Genomic DNA, 14633 nt, shown 5'->3' with positions numbered 1-14633 from the left:
TGAACCAAGCATGACCATGGAATCGACCCAGCTGCGTACTATTATCGAAGGGGCTCTGCTGGCCGCAGGCCAGCCTTTGAACCTCAATCGACTCAAGGCCCTGTTTGAAGAGGGCGAAGAGCCGGAAACCGACGACCTGAAATCGGCTCTGGAGGCCATTGCGGCGGACTGTGAAGGCCGGGGTTTCGAGCTGAAGGAGGTCGGCTCTGGCTGGCGCTTCCAGGTGCGGACCGAGGTGGCGCCCTGGATCAACCGACTGTGGGAAGAAAAACCCCAGAAGTACTCCCGGGCGCTGCTGGAGACCCTGGCGTTGGTGGCCTATCGCCAGCCCATCACCCGCGGCGATATTGAAGAAATTCGGGGGGTTGCGGTCAGCTCCCACATCATCAAGACGCTGACCGAACGGGAGTGGATCAAGGTCGTCGGTCACCGGGATGTGCCCGGTCGTCCGTCGCTCTACGCCACCACCCGCCAGTTTCTGGACTATTTCAACCTGAAAAGCCTGGATGAGTTGCCCAGTCTGGGTGAAATACGCGATCTCAACGACATCAATGCGGCACTGGATCTCGACACGGATGACGGCGGGGACGATGCCGCGGATGACGAGACCGGTGAAGCCCAGACGGAAGAAACCGGGGCGTCGGGTGACGAGCCGGAGCAGGCAACCCCAGCGCCGGCGCAGGAACCGGATGCGGCGCCGGAGGATGACGTTGAGGGGGAGGCTCAAGCAGAGTCACCTCGAGACCAGCAGAGCGAACCCGTCGAAACGGAACACTATGAAGGTTCGCTGTTTGAACGTGACGAAACGCAAGACACAGACGCCGAGCCGCGTCAGAACCCCGAGGCAGACCAATCGTCCCTATGAGTAAATCGAAACGACCGGGCCCCTTTGGGCCGTCGAGCAACACCCACAAGCCAACAGCCGCCGGCAAAACCGGTCGCGGTGCGTCGCCGAAGGCGGCAAAAGGCAAGCCAGCCACCGCTACCAGGGATAAAAAGCCGGTGGTTGAGGCGCCGGCGGATGAAAAGCTGCAGAAAGTGTTGGCCCGATCCGGGCTTGGTTCCCGCCGGGAAATGGAGCGCGCCATTGAGGCCGGCCTGGTAAAAGTCAACGATCGCCTGGCGCATCTGGGGGATCGGGTGACGCCCGACGACGCCATCTTTTTCAAGGGCGAGCGGGTTCAGGTGCGCACCCAGGTGTCCCGTCAACGGGTGATTCTGTATAACAAGCCCGAAGGTGAAATCTGCTCACGTCAGGACCCGGAAGGGCGGCGCACGGTTTTTGAAAATCTGCCCGCTCTGCAGGGCGAGCGCTGGATCTCGGTGGGGCGTCTGGACTACAACACCAGCGGACTGCTGTTGTTCACCAACGATGGAGAGCTGGCCAACAAGTTGATGCATCCGTCCTCAGTGATCGATCGGGAGTATCTGGTGCGGATTCAGGGCGCCGTGGATGATGAGATGAAACGCCAGTTGGTGGAGGGCGTCCTGCTGGACGACGGTGTGGCACGGTTCACCGATATTGTCGAGGGCGCCGGAGAGGGACGCAACCGCTGGTTTTATTGCGTGGTGATGGAAGGGCGCAATCGTGAAGTTCGCCGGCTGTGGGAGTCTCAGGGGGTGAAGGTCAGCCGTCTGAAACGGGTGCGCTACGGAAACATTTTTATTCCCTCCCATGTCAGAGTGGGGCAGTGGATCGAGCTCAACGACAAAGAGATCCGGGATCTTCTGCTGACGGCGGGCATTGAAAGGCCCAAAGTGAGTCGTTTGACGCCTGACGAACGAAAACGCCTGGAACGGCAGGAAAAGCGTTTGCGGGCCGGCGTCGGCAAGCGGTCTCCCACCGCCAAACAGAAAAAGCCCCGCGCGCCCAAGGACGGTTGAGTGCAACGGCTCAACTGAGCCGCGCCTGAACGCGGGGGCCCTCACCCGTGTCGCAGCCCAACTCCATGGCCACCCGGTTGCGGCCCTGGGCTTTCGCCCGGTAGAGTGCCTGGTCTGCCCGGTCAAATAGACTGTGAATGGATGTCTCACCTTCCGGATTGCGGTAGCTCACTCCGATACTGACCGTGACTGACAGATGTTCCGCGTCAGTCATCCAGTTCTGGACGACCTGACGAAGTCGCTCCGCGATCACCCGGGCGCCGCTGCTGTCGGTGCCACTGAGTAGCACGACAAATTCTTCACCGCCGTAGCGATACACCAGGTCGGTGTCCCGGCAGGCGTGGCCGATCGCTTTCCCCACCTCTTTGAGTATCCGGTCACCTCGACTGTGTCCCCAGCGATCATTGATCTGCTTGAAATGGTCCACATCAATCAACAACAGGGAAAAGTCGTGGCCGTGGCGCTCCGCCAGACGCAGTTCCCGGTGCAGCGCTGAATCCAGAGCGGCACGGTTGCCCAGGCCGGTCAGGCTGTCTACCGATGCCAGACGCAGTGCATTCTGATAACTCAGGGCGTTACGCAGCGGCACCACAAGCAGGCTCAGCCACTGTTCGAGTCGCTCCAACTCCACTTCGGAGAAACGGCGGTCTCGATAAAACAGGACTGATCCCAGCGGTTGGTCGGCGCCGTGTAGCGCGTAATCACACTGATGACGTCCGAGGCTACCCAATTCAAGAATACCGCCCGGTATGGGCGCCTCATAACGCAACCCTTTGAGGCTAAGCAGAGGGGCCACACACTGAAAAAAGTGGGTCACCATGGTGGCGGGCTCTTGAGTGGTCTGCAGGCGTTGCAGCAACTGCAGACGCTGTCCCGCCGAATCGCTCGGCGGAGCACCGGGCTGATGGCGGTGTAGCGGTCGGGCATCATCTGGCATGAACAGGTTCGCTTTATCTGGAGGGTCACATTTATCGCGGCGTAGTGCCGGATACCGGGGGTTACCCTTGATGTGTTCTTTAGCGAGTTTTGTGCCAGTATCGAATGAGGTTCTATAACCTGTTGTTTTTATTGGGAGAAACCGGGTGATTCAGTGTCGGTGTTTGGCGCATGAATTTCTGTAGAGCGGTGTGCCGACGGAATCTTGACAAGGCTTGCCGCTGGGCGGATAAGTCTTGCCGGTGCAGCGGAGGCGACCTGCCCGTATTCAGCCCTCCCTGACGGCGGGCAGGCAAACGCGGACGCACAGGCCGCCCTGTGGCTGGTTTTCCGCATCAATGGTGCCCTGGTGCAAGGCGACGCTGCGCTGGGCAATGGCTAACCCCAGTCCATAACCGCCGCTCTCCCGATTCCGGTCTTCGTCTGTCCGGTAGAACGGCTGGAAAATATCGGACAGGCTTTCCGCCGGCACCCCGGGCCCCTGATCGCAGACCCGCACACAATAGTATGGATCGTCGGGTTTGTGGGTCGTGTCGGCGGAGAGCGACAGGCGGACAGTCGTGGCCGGATCCGTGTAATGCAGGGCGTTGCGCAGGACGTTCTCAAATACGCCGACCAGCATGTTCCCGTGGGTGGGTACCAGGGCCTCGTCCAGCTCCGAATCCAGCACCAGAGTCACCCCCTTGCGGCGTGCTTCGGCCCCATAGTTTTCCATCAGGGTTTCCAGTAGGGCGCGTAGATCCAGTGTGTCGTCCAACTCCCAGCCGCCGTTGTCGTGCACGGGCAGCGCCAGAATGTCGGAGATGACATCACCCAGGTAGTCGGCCGCCTTCTTGATCCGATCCAGCTCCTTGTCGACGCTACCATTGCTGCGTTGCTGAGCAATGCCCAGCGCGACCTGCAGGCGGGCCAGGGGGGAGCGAAGCTCGTGGGATACGTCTTTGATCAGGCGTTTCTGCTCCAGCATGGCCTTTTCGAGCCGCTCGGTCATGTGATCAAAGTCTCGACCCAGACTCGCGATTTCATCCCGACGCCCCGCGAAATGAGAACTGACACGCACGCTCAGATCGCCGTTGGCGATCTGTTTGGTGGCTTTCTGCAGAGTGGCGACGCTGCGGGAAAAATGCCGGGCGAGGAAGTAGCAGGCCACCCCGCAGATCAGAATGGATACCAGCAGTAGCGGCCAGATATTGCTGATGAACAGCTGCCACATGATATCCGCTTCGGAGGGATCGTCGTGGGTCGAGGATACCGTGATCACCTTGATCTTTCGGCCATCGTTCAGTGACAGATAGCGGCCATAGATTTTCTGGTGGCCCTCAATGTGTCGGCCGTAGGGCTTGATACTGGTCAGCTCGGGGATCAGGGCCTGGACGCCCTCGGGTACCGGCCGATCCAGCAGGTCTTCCCCTTGCTCGTCGACAATGTAAAAGTACTGGGTCGACCAGCCGGGCATGGCCCTCATATCCTGGATCAGTTCCTCGGTATTGCGATTGATGGCCGAGCCGACCATCTGGAACAGCAGGCGGCGGGCCGGGGCATAGTCCTTGTCGTAGCTGGCTTTATGCAGCTTGGTATCGGGCGCCAGATCAAACCAGTGCACCAGGACATTGGTGGCCACAATGATCAAGGCGGTGATCAGCCAGAAGGTGAAAAAAACTTTCAGATAGAGTCGTGTCATGCGGAGGCGAGGCCACCCTCGGAGGTATCGTTCAGGGTGAGCATGTAACCGGCGCCGCGCACGTTGATGATCATCTCCCGGCGGGCTCCGGCACTGGTCAGCTTTTTCCGGATGTTGCTGACGTGCACATCGATACTGCGGTCATAGGGGGTCAGCTTGCGGTTCAGGGCCTGCTCGGTGAGCTCATCTTTGCTGATGACCTGACCGGCCTGGCGAACCAGTAATTCCAGCACACTGAATTCGGTGCCGGTCAGGGGGACATCCTGCTCCTGCCAGTAAGCGCTGCGGCTGCCCAGATGCAGGCGCAGAGCCTCTACCTGCAGGGTTTCCGCGCCGCCCGGTGACTGTACGGCACTGCCGGCCCGGCGCAACACGGCCCGAAGGCGGGCGACCAACTCCCGGGGATCACAGGGTTTGGGCAGGTAGTCGTCGGCACCAATTTCCAGTCCCACCACACGATCAATGGTGTCTCCTTTTGCGGTGAGCATGAGTACCGGCGTGGTGTACTTCTGGCGCACGGCTTTGAGAACGTCAAAGCCGCTGCGCTTGGGCAGCATCACATCCAGGATGATCGCGGCGTAATGGCCGCGGTTCACCTGCTCCAGCGCCTGCTCGCCGTCGTGGGCAACGTCCACCTCAAACCCCTCGGCCGTCAGGTATTCATTGAGCAACTGGCAGAGTTCCTGGTCATCGTCGATCAGTAGCAGTTTCACCATGGTAGTGTCGGTTCTTGCCTCGTTTGAATGCCGCATGGACCACTAGTGTGCATCAGCCTCTACCGTCTGTCATGGCATGGGGCACAGTTTAACCTTTTTTAACATGCGGCCCGTACTTGCCTGCGCCGGCCAGAATTGGGAGAATCCCCGTCCATCCGGAGCGATTCCAACAGAGGTACATGTGGCGCAGATAGGCTTGTTTTTCGGCAGCGATGAGGGCAACACCGAGCGGGTAGCGTACCTGATCCAGCAGTGTCTGGGGGAAGCGGTGGTTGCCGTGCACGATATTGCCGAGGTAACCCAGTTGGATCTGGCGGACTACAACCAGATGATTCTCGGTATCCCTACCTGGGATTTCGGGCAGATCCAGTCGGACTGGGAAGAGTTCTGGGATGATGTGTCCGAAGTGGACTTCAGCGGTAAAACCATTGCGCTGTTTGGTCTGGGCGATCAGTTCGGGTACGGTGACTATTTCCTCGATGCCATGGGCATGTTGCACGATGTCGTGGTCGCAGGTGGGGCGACGATCGTGGGGCACTGGCCCACCGAAGGCTACGATTTTGAGGCGTCCAAGGCCGAAATTCCCGGCGAGGGGCTGTTTGTCGGCCTGGCCCTGGATGAGGATCAGCAGGAGGAGCTGACCCTCAGCCGCCTGAATCTCTGGTGTGAACAGATTCATCAGGCGTTTGGACTATCCACGCCGCTTACCCCTTTGAGCGACGACTGATCCGCCGGTCGCTCAACTCCCTGTATTCTCGGCAACAAACACCGCCCGAATCGGGGCGGGGTGCCCTTCGGCGGTGAGCGTCGGGTCCTCCGGGTGGAGAAACTCCGGCAGGGAGTGGAATCTCATCCAATGGGTCGAGCGCTGCTCGTCGGTGGTGGTCGGGCAGAAGTCGACCATTCGTGGGTTCTGAAAGCCCGCTTTGCGCAGCCAGCTCAGCAGGCTGGGTCCGCTGGGCAGGAACCACACGTTATTCATTTTCGCGTAGCGACCTTCGGGCACCAGTACTTCGCCCGGGCCCCCTTCGATGACCAGTGTCTCCAGGACCAACTGACCGCCTGGGCGCAGGGCTTCTTTCAGTTCTCGCAGGTGATCCATGGGCGAGCGTCGGTGGTAGAGCACCCCCATCGAAAACACGGTATCGAACACCTCCAGCTTCGGGGGCAGGGCTTCAATACCCACCGGTAAAACATCCACCGGTGGGTCACCACCCATCAGCCGCTTGATGGCGAGAAACTGGACAACGAAGCGGGGCGATGGGTCAATGCCGATGACCCGTGCGGCGCCGGCACCGAGCATCCGCCAGCAGTGATAGCCATTTCCGCAACCCACATCCAGCACCCGTCGATGGGTCAGGTCGGCCAGGTGCGGGCTGACCCGATCCCACTTCCAGTCAGAGCGCCACTCGGTATCCAGGTGAATGCCGTGGAGGTGATAGGGGCCTTTGCGCCAGGGAATCAGAGCCTCCAGAGCGGTCTGTAATTGCTGACGGGTGTCGGCACCCAGCGAGTTATCGTTCTCAATTCGAACCTCGCGGTTGAGCTCCACGGTGTGTGCCGGGATATCCGGCAGTTGGTCGAGTGCCCGGAGCCATTGGGGCAAATCGCCATAGCGGCGCGGATCCAGTCCACGGGCGATCTGGTCCGGCAGTAGTTCCGCCCAATGAGACAGCGCCGGGTCGGCGCTCAGTGCTTCCAGTAAGTGGTGGTAATACGCAATCATTTGATGGCAATCATTGAGGCAAAGTTAAAACACTGGAACCAGACATCCACACTGGTAAAGCCGGCCTGGCGGAGGCGGTCGCGATGGGTCTCGAGCGTTTCGGGAATCAGGACCTCCTCCAATGCGCTGCGTTTCTGCGCAATTTCCAGGTCGCTGTAGCCGTTGGCTCGTTTGAAGTTGTGATGCAGCTCAATCATCAACTCGTTGTGCATGGGGTCATTGAACGCGACCTTTTCGGACAGGATCAGAATTCCTCCGGGCTGAAGGCCCTCGGCGATCCGGTTGAGTACCGCCTGGCGTTCGGCGGGAGGGATGAATTGCAGGGTGAAGTTCAGTACGACCATGGAAGCACGGGTCACCTCAACCGTCTGCAGGTCATTACAGAGCAGATCTACCGGTGGTTCTGCGGTGTCGGCGGCGAGCACCTGGCGGCACCGCTCAATCATGGCGGGTGAGTTATCGATCGCCAGGATCCGGCAGTTGCTGGCCCGGATCCGGTGTCGCATGGCCAGGGTGGCGGCGCCCAGTGAACAGCCAAGATCGTAACAGTGACTGTTGGAGGTCGCATAGCGTTCGGCGAGATCTCCGATCATGTTGATGATGGTGGCGTAGCCCGGGACCGACCGCTTGATCATGTCCGGGAAGACATCCACGACCTTCTGATCAAAGGCAAATCGACTGACCTCGGCGAGCGGGTCGGCGTAGAGTTGATCGGGACGATGGTCGGGCATGGGTACTTCCAGGGTATTGGGCGAGTTCAGGCGCGAATTGTACCCATTGCGGCTCCGAATTGGCAGGGGCGGGCTGTCACGGAATTGTCACATCGGTGTTTCACCATGCAGAAATGTCTGCCAACGTGTCCCCTCAGCTGGCCAACCGCCACCTTTCCTCCCCATCCGGTCCTTCGGAGGCACTTCAGCGCCTTATGGACGGGAAACAGCTCACGCCGTTGTTTCAGCCCATTATTGCGCTTGATGGCGGTCGGATCATCGGCTACGAGGCCCTGATCCGGGGCCCGGAGGCCAGTGATCTGCACAGTCCGGCGCAGCTGTTTGACGCGGCCCGGTGCAGTCAGCAACTGGCGGCCCTGGAGTACGCCTGCCGGGAAGTGGCCTGCGAGGCCTTTGTGGCGCAGTCGCTACCCGGCAAGCTGTTCCTCAACATGTCGCCGCTGAGCTTTACGGACCGTCACTATCGGGAAGGGGTCACCCGGGAGATTCTGACCCGGGTCGGCCTTGATCCAGAGCGGGTGGTTTTTGAGCTGACCGAGCGTCAGCCGCTGGATGAATTTGTCTCGCTCCGGGCGGCCACGGATCACTTCCGTCATCAGGGCTTTGCGGTCGCTCTGGATGACCTGGGAGCGGGCTATGCCGGACTCAGGGTCTGGAGTGAGCTGAACCCAGACTACGTCAAAATTGATCGGCACTTCATCAGCGGCATAGACGCCGATCCGGTCAAGCGGGAATTTGTGCGGGCCATGCTGGATATCGCACACCGGCTCGGAAATCGGGTGATTGCCGAGGGGATTGAGCGCGAAGAAGAGCTGCGCACCCTTGCGGCTCTGGGGGTTGAGTATGTTCAGGGCTTCCTGCTGCTTCGGCCCTGCCGTTATCCGCCCACGCATCTCGAAGGGCTGGAGCGGCTGGTGGGTTTTCGTCCAAGGCTGCACGAGACCTTCACTTTTCGCCAGCGGGTGGGCGATATCGTTCAGCACGCCGAGTCAGTCGAACCGACGGTGTCGACACTGTCGGTGGTCGAGCGATTTCGGGCGGATCAGCAACTGACCTGCCTGCCCGTGGTGGAGGATGGCCGTCCGTTGGGGATGGTCAGCCGCAGCGAGCTTCTCAATATATTCTCTCATCGTTATTCCTATGAGTTGCACGCCGGCAAGCCTATTGCCACCTTCATCTGCAAGCGTACGATCCGGGTCGATGTCGAGTGCGAGTTGAAAGTGGCCGGACAGATGGCCACCGAGGACCCTCTGCAGAATCTGAGCGTGGACCTGTTGGTTGAACGGGAGGGGCGGTACGCCGGTGTGGTCCGAGTGGGGCGGCTGTTGCGCTGCATTACCGAGGAGAAGATGCGTCTGGCGCGACACAGTAACCCCCTGACACAGCTTCCTGGAAACGTCCCTCTGTATGAATGGATAGACCAGTTGCTCCTTGATGCCCGGCCCTTTACGGTTGCCTATTGCGATATCAATCAGTTCAAGCCGTTCAACGACGCCTTTGGTTATGGTCTGGGAGATGACGTGATTCTGATGCTGGGGAACGTCCTGGTGAAGCAGACCGACGAGTATCAGGATTTTGTCGGGCATGTCGGGGGAGATGATTTTGTGGTGGTATTCCGCAGCGATGACTGGCGAGAGCGGTGCCATCGTATTCTGGCCCAGTTTCTCGAGGACGCGTCGAACCTGATGCCGTCGGGGCTGGAAGACTACTGGAGCCAGGATCGCACCGGCCGGCGGCGACGTTTCGGCCCTCTCACCCTGTCTATCGGCTGTGTGACGCCGGATCCGACCCGTTGCAAAACCCACCATCAGGTGGCTCAATTGCTGGCTGAGGCAAAGCACAGTGCCAAAGCCCAGGGCGGCAATTCACTGTTTGAGTCCCGCCGCCAACAACCCGGTTAGTGGCTGGAGCCGGCCACTGACAGAGCGGGACCATCCACACTGACGCCCCGGGGCAAGGCCTCAAGGGGTCTGCGCAGGCCTTTGAATTTTCTTGATTTTCTGTTCCCTCCCCAACAAATACGCTATTCTGTGGACAGGCATTGATTGCCCTGTATGACTTGGTTCCGGAGACTCCCTATGGCCTATGCGGGCTACAAAAATCTGCACGCGCTGATTGTGGACGACTTTGACAGCTTTCGCATGACCGTCAGTAAAATGCTTCAGGAAATGGGCGTGAATGCGATTGATACCGCGAGCAACGGCGCCGAAGCGTTGCGCCTGTGCAAGGCAAAAATGTATGACCTGATCCTGTGTGATCATAATCTGGGGAGAGGCAAGACGGGGCAACAGGTTCTCGAGGACTTGCGGCACCACAAAATTCTTGAGCCGACCGCCGTCTTTATCCTGATTTCAGCGGAATCCAGCCGCAGCATGGTCATGGCGGCTTACGATTCGGAGCCGGACGAATACCTGGCCAAACCGATTACCACCCGATCCTTGCAGCGGCGGCTGGATCGTCTGATGGCCCGGCGCGACAAACTGACGCCCATCTACCGGGCGATCAACGGCAAACAGTTTGACGTTGCCATTCAGTTGTGTCGCAAGGAAGTGGCCTCCGATGGGCGGTTTGCGGCCCACTGCCAGAAAATGCTCGGCCAACTGTACCTCGAAATGGAGGATATCGACGCCGCCGAGGCGCTCTATCGCGAGGTGCTTGAGCATCGCTCTCTGGACTGGGCGATGGTCGGCATGGCCGAGGTCAAACGTGCTCGCGGGGATTTACTGGGGGCGCAACAGTGGTTGGAGGAAACCATCCAGGAGCATCCGTTGTTCATGAAGGCGTATGACCTCCAGGCTCGGATATGCCGCGAGCAGGGTGCCCGGGACCGTCTGCAGAAAGTGCTGGAGCACGCTGTCGAGGTCTCTCCGCTGGCCATCCGGCGACAGCAGGCGCTGGCCGAAACGGCGATGGAGAACCACGATGTGGCCACGGCGGCAACGGCGTATCGCAAGGCGGTCCGTCTGGGTGAGAACTCGGTGTATGACCGGGCCGAGGTTCATCTGGACTTTGCCCGCGCGACAGCGACGCTGTTTGCCGAAGACAAGACGCTGGCCAAACATCATGCCAGAGACGCGCTGAAAACCCTGAGTGATTACGAACAGCGGTTTGGCAAACAGACGGACCGGAAGGCGGAAGCACTGTTGATCGAGGCCCAGATTGCCGCGGGGCAGGGGGACAAGAGACTGTCTGAGCAATTGCTTGAACAGACACAGACCCTGCTGGCCGAGGAAGGCCTGGTTCTCGATCTGGACGCGTCGCTGGAACTGGCCAAGACCTATCGCGCTACAGGCCGGACTACAGAGGCCAGTGAGCTGCTTCAGGAGTTGACGTCACTGCATGCGGGGCAGGAGCGCGATCTGGAAAAAATTGACCGGCTGCTCGAGGAGCCGGTCAGCCATAAGAACCGTCAACTGGTGGCCGAGATCAATCAACGGGGCATCAGCTTCTATGAGCAGCAGCAGTACCGCGAGGCGATCGATTGTTTCGATGAGGCGTTGCGCAAATTTCCCCGGCACATCGGGGTGCGTCTGAATCTCGCCCAGGCGTTGCTGGACAAAATAGACCGCGAAGATGCCAATGGAACCGACCTCGCCAAGGTGGATGCGACCCTCCAGTTTGTGACGGACACCATTCTGCCCAGCCACGAGCAATTCCGTCGCTTTAGGCAGCTTCAGGATCTGTATCGACAAGCTGAACACAAAGCCAAAACCAGTAGTTGATAGCGGGGAGTATCATCGGTGAATCATACCCTGAATACCCATAAGGGGAGCACAATGGACGAACAAGACAGCGGCCTGGATTTCAGCTTTGTATTGGCGTCCAGCGTTCACGACATGAAAAACTCGCTGGGAATGCTGTTGCACACCCTGGAGTCCATGCTGGCGGACAGCCCTCCCGAGAATGATGCTCAGCGAAAAACCTTTTCAGTGCTTGGTTATGAGGCGTCCAGAATCAACAGCGAACTGGTCCAGTTGTTGACACTTTACCGCATGCAGCACGAATCGTTGCGGGTTCAGATTGATGAGCACCATGTGATGGATCTGCTGGAGGACCAGGTTGACCGGAATGACGTGCTGTTTCAGGCACGGGATCTGGAGGTGACGGTAAACTGTGATCCGGATCTCAAATGGTACTTTGACAGCGAGTTGCTTGGCGGCGTGATCAACAATATTCTGGTAAATTGTGCCCGTTACTCGCGCTCACAATTGATGATCAGCGCCGAGGTGACGGACCGGGGGCTGGATATCCGAATTGCTGATGACGGGCAGGGTTATCCCCAGTCGATGCTGGATGCCCCTCTGGAAATGAACGCGGGAGTGTCATTTTCCAGTGGCAGCACGAATCTGGGGTTGTTGTTTGCCTCCCGAATCGTGCAGTTGCATCGCGCGCGCGGCACCCGTGGCAGTCTTGAATTGGCGAATCACGGCCCACTCGGCGGTGGCATTCTTACCTTGACCCTGCCGTGATGGCCGGGCACTGAAACCCTTAACAGGCAACCCATAATAATTATGCTGAAACTTCGAGCCCGACATAATAAACACCAGTCAGTGTGGCTGGTAGAACCGGGAGTCAAAGTGGGGCGCTCTGCCTCCAACGACCTGATACTGGATCACGCCGCCGTGGCCAGTCTGCAGTTTGTGATCGGTGTCCGTGCCGACCGCCTCATCCTCAAAAACCGTGCACCAGAGCACCGGTTGCAGGTGAACGGCAAAACCATTGAAGACCGGTGCCGGCTTCAGGAGGGTGATCGGATAACCCTGGGAGATCTGGAGCTGGAAATCATTGATCCGAAAAAGGATGTCGGGCAACCGCAGACTGCGCTCACCGAGTGGAGCCTGAAACCCAACAGCGCGGCCCTTGGATCCCGGGTATTTCCGCTGGCCGAGACCACAGTGGTGGGGCGCTCCAGTGAGTGTGATATCCATCTGGCCGTGGCGCACCTGTCGCGCCGGCACGCACAGCTCCAGATTCTGGACGGTCTGTTGTACGTGAAAGATCTGGGCTCATCCAATGGGACCTTTCTCAATGGCGAGCGGGTGACTGAAGCAAGGGTTCGTCGGGGGGATGAGCTGCGTTTTGATACTCTGAGCTTCGGCGTCATCGGCCCCTCCGATGATCTCGGGAAAACCACCGTGCGCAGCACTGCCCCGACCAGGGCGCCCTCACCAAAGGCGCCCGCGCAGAAACCCAGAGTGGACGGGGCGACTCGACGGGAGGCGGCCGCGGAACCTCAGACGGTTCAGTCTCAGCCGACGGCGTCGACCGCCGGCTCCGAGCGGACCACCCGCCAGCGGGGCTGGGTCGGAGGATTGGTGCTGCTCGGGCTACTGGCCGCCGTGGTTGTCGTGTGGCTGGTTAAAAAATAATCTAAAGGTCCGCCTGCGTCGGCCGATAACCAGAGAGCGTATCGTAAATTCACTCGCCTCCCGGGAGGTGCACAATGCCCATTGCCTCAATTCACAGTCCCTCCGGTCGTCCGGCGAATCTTCTCCCCGAGCAGTCCGGGCGCAATGCTGGGGCTGCTTCTCAGAGAGCAACGGCCTCGGAACGCTCTCCGGGTGCCGAGACCTCCAGTCTGGAGGAACGTCGCCAGAAGGCGTTTCAGACCATCGAGCAGACCCTGGCCATGGGGTATGAAAAACTGGCGTCCAAGCGGGGCGGTGCTGCCCGGGCCTTCGACCGCTTTGAGCCGCTGAGCGCTGAGAAAGTCGCCGGTAACATACTCGGCTTCATTGAGCGTCGACTGCTCAAGGACGCGGCGGAGGGCGCGACCGAAGCACAGCTTCAGGCGCGGCTGGATGCGGGGTTGGCCGGCTTTGAAAAGGGCTTCGCCGAGGCGCAGAAGCAGTTGGAGGCGCTGGCTAGCTTCTCCCCGGAAATTCAGGCCGACATTGACGATACCCGTGATCGGGTGCTGACCGGCATCGATGTGCTTCGGCAGCGGATCCTCGAACAGCAGCTTGAACGGGGCGCATCGGATGAACCCTCTGATGATGGCAAGGCGGTTTCCCGCTCCGGTGAACCGCATGCCTATGAGTACGGAGAAGCTCGCGCCACCCGGTTCAGTTTCGAACTGATGACGGCGGAGGGGGATCGGGTCACCATCCAGGCCGACAGCAGCGCCGGGGTGTCGCTCAGTGGTTCGGGTGAGGGCGGCTCATCCCTTTCGGCGTCTGCCAGCCGGTCGCTGAGCTGGTCCGTGCAAGGGGACCTGAATGCCGATGAGCGGTCTGCCATCGAATCCCTGCTGGGCGGTGTCGATCGGCTGGCCGAGCAGTTTTTCACCGGTGACCTGGAAGGCGCGCTGGATTCGGCCATGGCGCTGGGTTATGACCGTGAGCAGGTTGCCGGCTTTTCATTGAGCCTGAGTCAATCGTCGATCCGGCAGGTCAGCGAGACCTATGGCCGCGCTGCGGGTGCGCCGGAACAAGGTCCCGCACTTCAGGAGCGGTTGGCACCGCTGGGACAGTTTCTGCGGGGGCTGGAGTCGGCACTTGCCGATGCATCCCGGGTGGCCGAGCGGCCGGAGCCTCTGGTATTGGCGCTCGCTGAGCGCATGGTGTCCCCGGATCAGAGCGAGAATCGGCAAGCCCAGAGCCTGCGGGCGTTCATGGCAGACATGCTGGAGGCATTGACGACGGACTCGGGGGGCGCTGATCGCGCTCAGCGTAATGCCGCCGAAACCGGTGACGCTCCTCGGGAGGCCTGATTGGCGGAATCGGCTCTGATCCTGTACACCACACTGGGCTGTCATCTGTGCGAGCGGGCCAAGGATGAGCTTTGGCCTGCGTTGACGCAGAGCGGGTGGCGCCTGGAAGAGGTGGATATTGCCGACTCGGACACTTTGATGGCCCGTTACGGGACCCGGATTCCGGTGGTGGCCCGGTCCGACTCCGGCGCGGAGTTGGGGTGGCCTTTCACCTCAAAAGAGGTCGTCGGGCTGTTGGACGATTAGG

Annotated in this window: 14 protein-coding genes; 9 read left to right on the top strand and 5 right to left on the bottom strand. The window is 60.0% G+C overall.

Annotated features, from left to right (window positions below):
- Window positions 1-10 precede the first annotated feature (10 nt).
- Window positions 11-865, top strand: coding sequence for an SMC-Scp complex subunit ScpB (gene scpB, locus OOT55_RS06020; protein ID WP_265368225.1), 855 nt, complete (start codon window positions 11-13; stop codon window positions 863-865).
- Window positions 862-1884, top strand: a complete 1023-nt coding sequence (rluB, locus tag OOT55_RS06015; RefSeq protein WP_265368224.1) for a 23S rRNA pseudouridine(2605) synthase RluB — start codon at window positions 862-864, stop codon at window positions 1882-1884. Before scpB ends, rluB begins: the two co-directional genes overlap by 4 nt.
- Window positions 1885-1894: 10 nt before the next feature.
- Here the strand turns inward: rluB and OOT55_RS06010 are convergent, their stop codons facing one another.
- The 3 genes from OOT55_RS06010 to OOT55_RS06000 form a co-directional block, all read right to left on the bottom strand.
- On the bottom strand, window positions 1895-2821 hold the full coding sequence (locus OOT55_RS06010; protein ID WP_265368223.1) for a GGDEF domain-containing protein: 927 nt from the start codon (window positions 2819-2821) through the stop codon (window positions 1895-1897).
- Window positions 2822-3088: 267 nt separating this feature from the next.
- A complete protein-coding gene (locus OOT55_RS06005) occupies window positions 3089-4501 on the bottom strand; it encodes an ATP-binding protein (protein WP_265368222.1) in 1413 nt (470 codons plus the stop codon).
- Entirely contained in the window at window positions 4498-5217 is a 720-nt protein-coding gene (locus OOT55_RS06000) for a response regulator transcription factor (protein WP_265368221.1), read from the bottom strand. Before OOT55_RS06000 ends, OOT55_RS06005 begins: the two co-directional genes overlap by 4 nt.
- A gap of 181 nt (window positions 5218-5398) precedes the next feature.
- On the opposite strand from OOT55_RS06000, the gene OOT55_RS05995 reads away from it, so the two are divergent.
- Window positions 5399-5944 (top strand): flavodoxin, encoded by a 546-nt coding sequence (locus OOT55_RS05995; RefSeq protein WP_265368220.1) that lies wholly within the window; start codon window positions 5399-5401, stop codon window positions 5942-5944.
- A 12-nt stretch (window positions 5945-5956) separates the two neighbouring features.
- Here the strand turns inward: OOT55_RS05995 and cmoB are convergent, their stop codons facing one another.
- Both cmoB and cmoA read right to left on the bottom strand, forming a co-directional pair.
- Window positions 5957-6943 (bottom strand): tRNA 5-methoxyuridine(34)/uridine 5-oxyacetic acid(34) synthase CmoB, encoded by a 987-nt coding sequence (gene cmoB / locus OOT55_RS05990; RefSeq protein WP_265368219.1) that lies wholly within the window; start codon window positions 6941-6943, stop codon window positions 5957-5959.
- Entirely contained in the window at window positions 6940-7674 is a 735-nt protein-coding gene (cmoA, locus tag OOT55_RS05985; RefSeq protein WP_265368218.1) for a carboxy-S-adenosyl-L-methionine synthase CmoA, read from the bottom strand. Before cmoA ends, cmoB begins: the two co-directional genes overlap by 4 nt.
- A gap of 113 nt (window positions 7675-7787) precedes the next feature.
- Between cmoA and OOT55_RS05980 the strand changes: the two genes are divergently transcribed.
- The 6 genes from OOT55_RS05980 to OOT55_RS05955 all read left to right on the top strand — a co-directional run bounded on the left by OOT55_RS05980 (window position 7788) and on the right by OOT55_RS05955 (window position 14632).
- Window positions 7788-9575 (top strand): bifunctional diguanylate cyclase/phosphodiesterase, encoded by a 1788-nt coding sequence (locus OOT55_RS05980; protein ID WP_265368217.1) that lies wholly within the window; start codon window positions 7788-7790, stop codon window positions 9573-9575.
- A gap of 177 nt (window positions 9576-9752) precedes the next feature.
- Window positions 9753-11396, top strand: coding sequence for a tetratricopeptide repeat-containing response regulator (locus OOT55_RS05975; RefSeq protein WP_265368216.1), 1644 nt, complete (start codon window positions 9753-9755; stop codon window positions 11394-11396).
- A gap of 54 nt (window positions 11397-11450) precedes the next feature.
- Window positions 11451-12143, top strand: coding sequence for a sensor histidine kinase (locus tag OOT55_RS05970; RefSeq protein ID WP_265368215.1), 693 nt, complete (start codon window positions 11451-11453; stop codon window positions 12141-12143).
- 108 nt (window positions 12144-12251) lie between these two features.
- Window positions 12252-13043, top strand: a complete 792-nt coding sequence (locus OOT55_RS05965; protein WP_265368214.1) for an FHA domain-containing protein — start codon at window positions 12252-12254, stop codon at window positions 13041-13043.
- 74 nt (window positions 13044-13117) lie between these two features.
- Complete coding sequence (locus tag OOT55_RS05960) at window positions 13118-14386, top strand: DUF5610 domain-containing protein (RefSeq protein WP_265368213.1); 1269 nt, start codon at window positions 13118-13120, stop codon at window positions 14384-14386.
- The gene (locus OOT55_RS05955; protein ID WP_265368212.1) at window positions 14387-14632 is read left to right on the top strand and encodes a glutaredoxin family protein; all 246 of its coding nucleotides are present in this window, start codon (window positions 14387-14389) and stop codon (window positions 14630-14632) included.
- The last annotated feature ends 1 nt before the right edge of the window (window position 14633 follow it).

The organism is Marinimicrobium sp. C6131 (assembly GCF_026153455.1).
Taxonomy (GTDB): Bacteria; Pseudomonadota; Gammaproteobacteria; order Pseudomonadales; family Cellvibrionaceae; genus Marinimicrobium.
The sequence above is the reverse complement of the archived record's forward strand: the minus strand, read 5'-3'. Positions and strand labels throughout refer to the sequence as shown.

What these genes read in the sequence shown, in the direction of transcription:
- scpB (WP_265368225.1), top strand. Translation starts at nt 11, where the DNA reads ATGACCATGGAATCGACCCAGCTGCGTACTATTATCGAAGGGGCTCTG.
- rluB (WP_265368224.1), top strand. Translation starts at nt 862, where the DNA reads ATGAGTAAATCGAAACGACCGGGCCCCTTTGGGCCGTCGAGCAACACC.
- OOT55_RS06010 (WP_265368223.1), bottom strand. Translation starts at nt 2,821, where the DNA reads ATGCCAGATGATGCCCGACCGCTACACCGCCATCAGCCCGGTGCTCCG.
- OOT55_RS06005 (WP_265368222.1), bottom strand. Translation starts at nt 4,501, where the DNA reads ATGACACGACTCTATCTGAAAGTTTTTTTCACCTTCTGGCTGATCACC.
- OOT55_RS06000 (WP_265368221.1), bottom strand. Translation starts at nt 5,217, where the DNA reads ATGGTGAAACTGCTACTGATCGACGATGACCAGGAACTCTGCCAGTTG.
- cmoB (WP_265368219.1), bottom strand. Translation starts at nt 6,943, where the DNA reads ATGATTGCGTATTACCACCACTTACTGGAAGCACTGAGCGCCGACCCG.
- cmoA (WP_265368218.1), bottom strand. Translation starts at nt 7,674, where the DNA reads ATGCCCGACCATCGTCCCGATCAACTCTACGCCGACCCGCTCGCCGAG.
- OOT55_RS05980 (WP_265368217.1), top strand. Translation starts at nt 7,788, where the DNA reads ATGTCTGCCAACGTGTCCCCTCAGCTGGCCAACCGCCACCTTTCCTCC.
- OOT55_RS05975 (WP_265368216.1), top strand. Translation starts at nt 9,753, where the DNA reads ATGGCCTATGCGGGCTACAAAAATCTGCACGCGCTGATTGTGGACGAC.
- OOT55_RS05970 (WP_265368215.1), top strand. Translation starts at nt 11,451, where the DNA reads ATGGACGAACAAGACAGCGGCCTGGATTTCAGCTTTGTATTGGCGTCC.
- OOT55_RS05960 (WP_265368213.1), top strand. Translation starts at nt 13,118, where the DNA reads ATGCCCATTGCCTCAATTCACAGTCCCTCCGGTCGTCCGGCGAATCTT.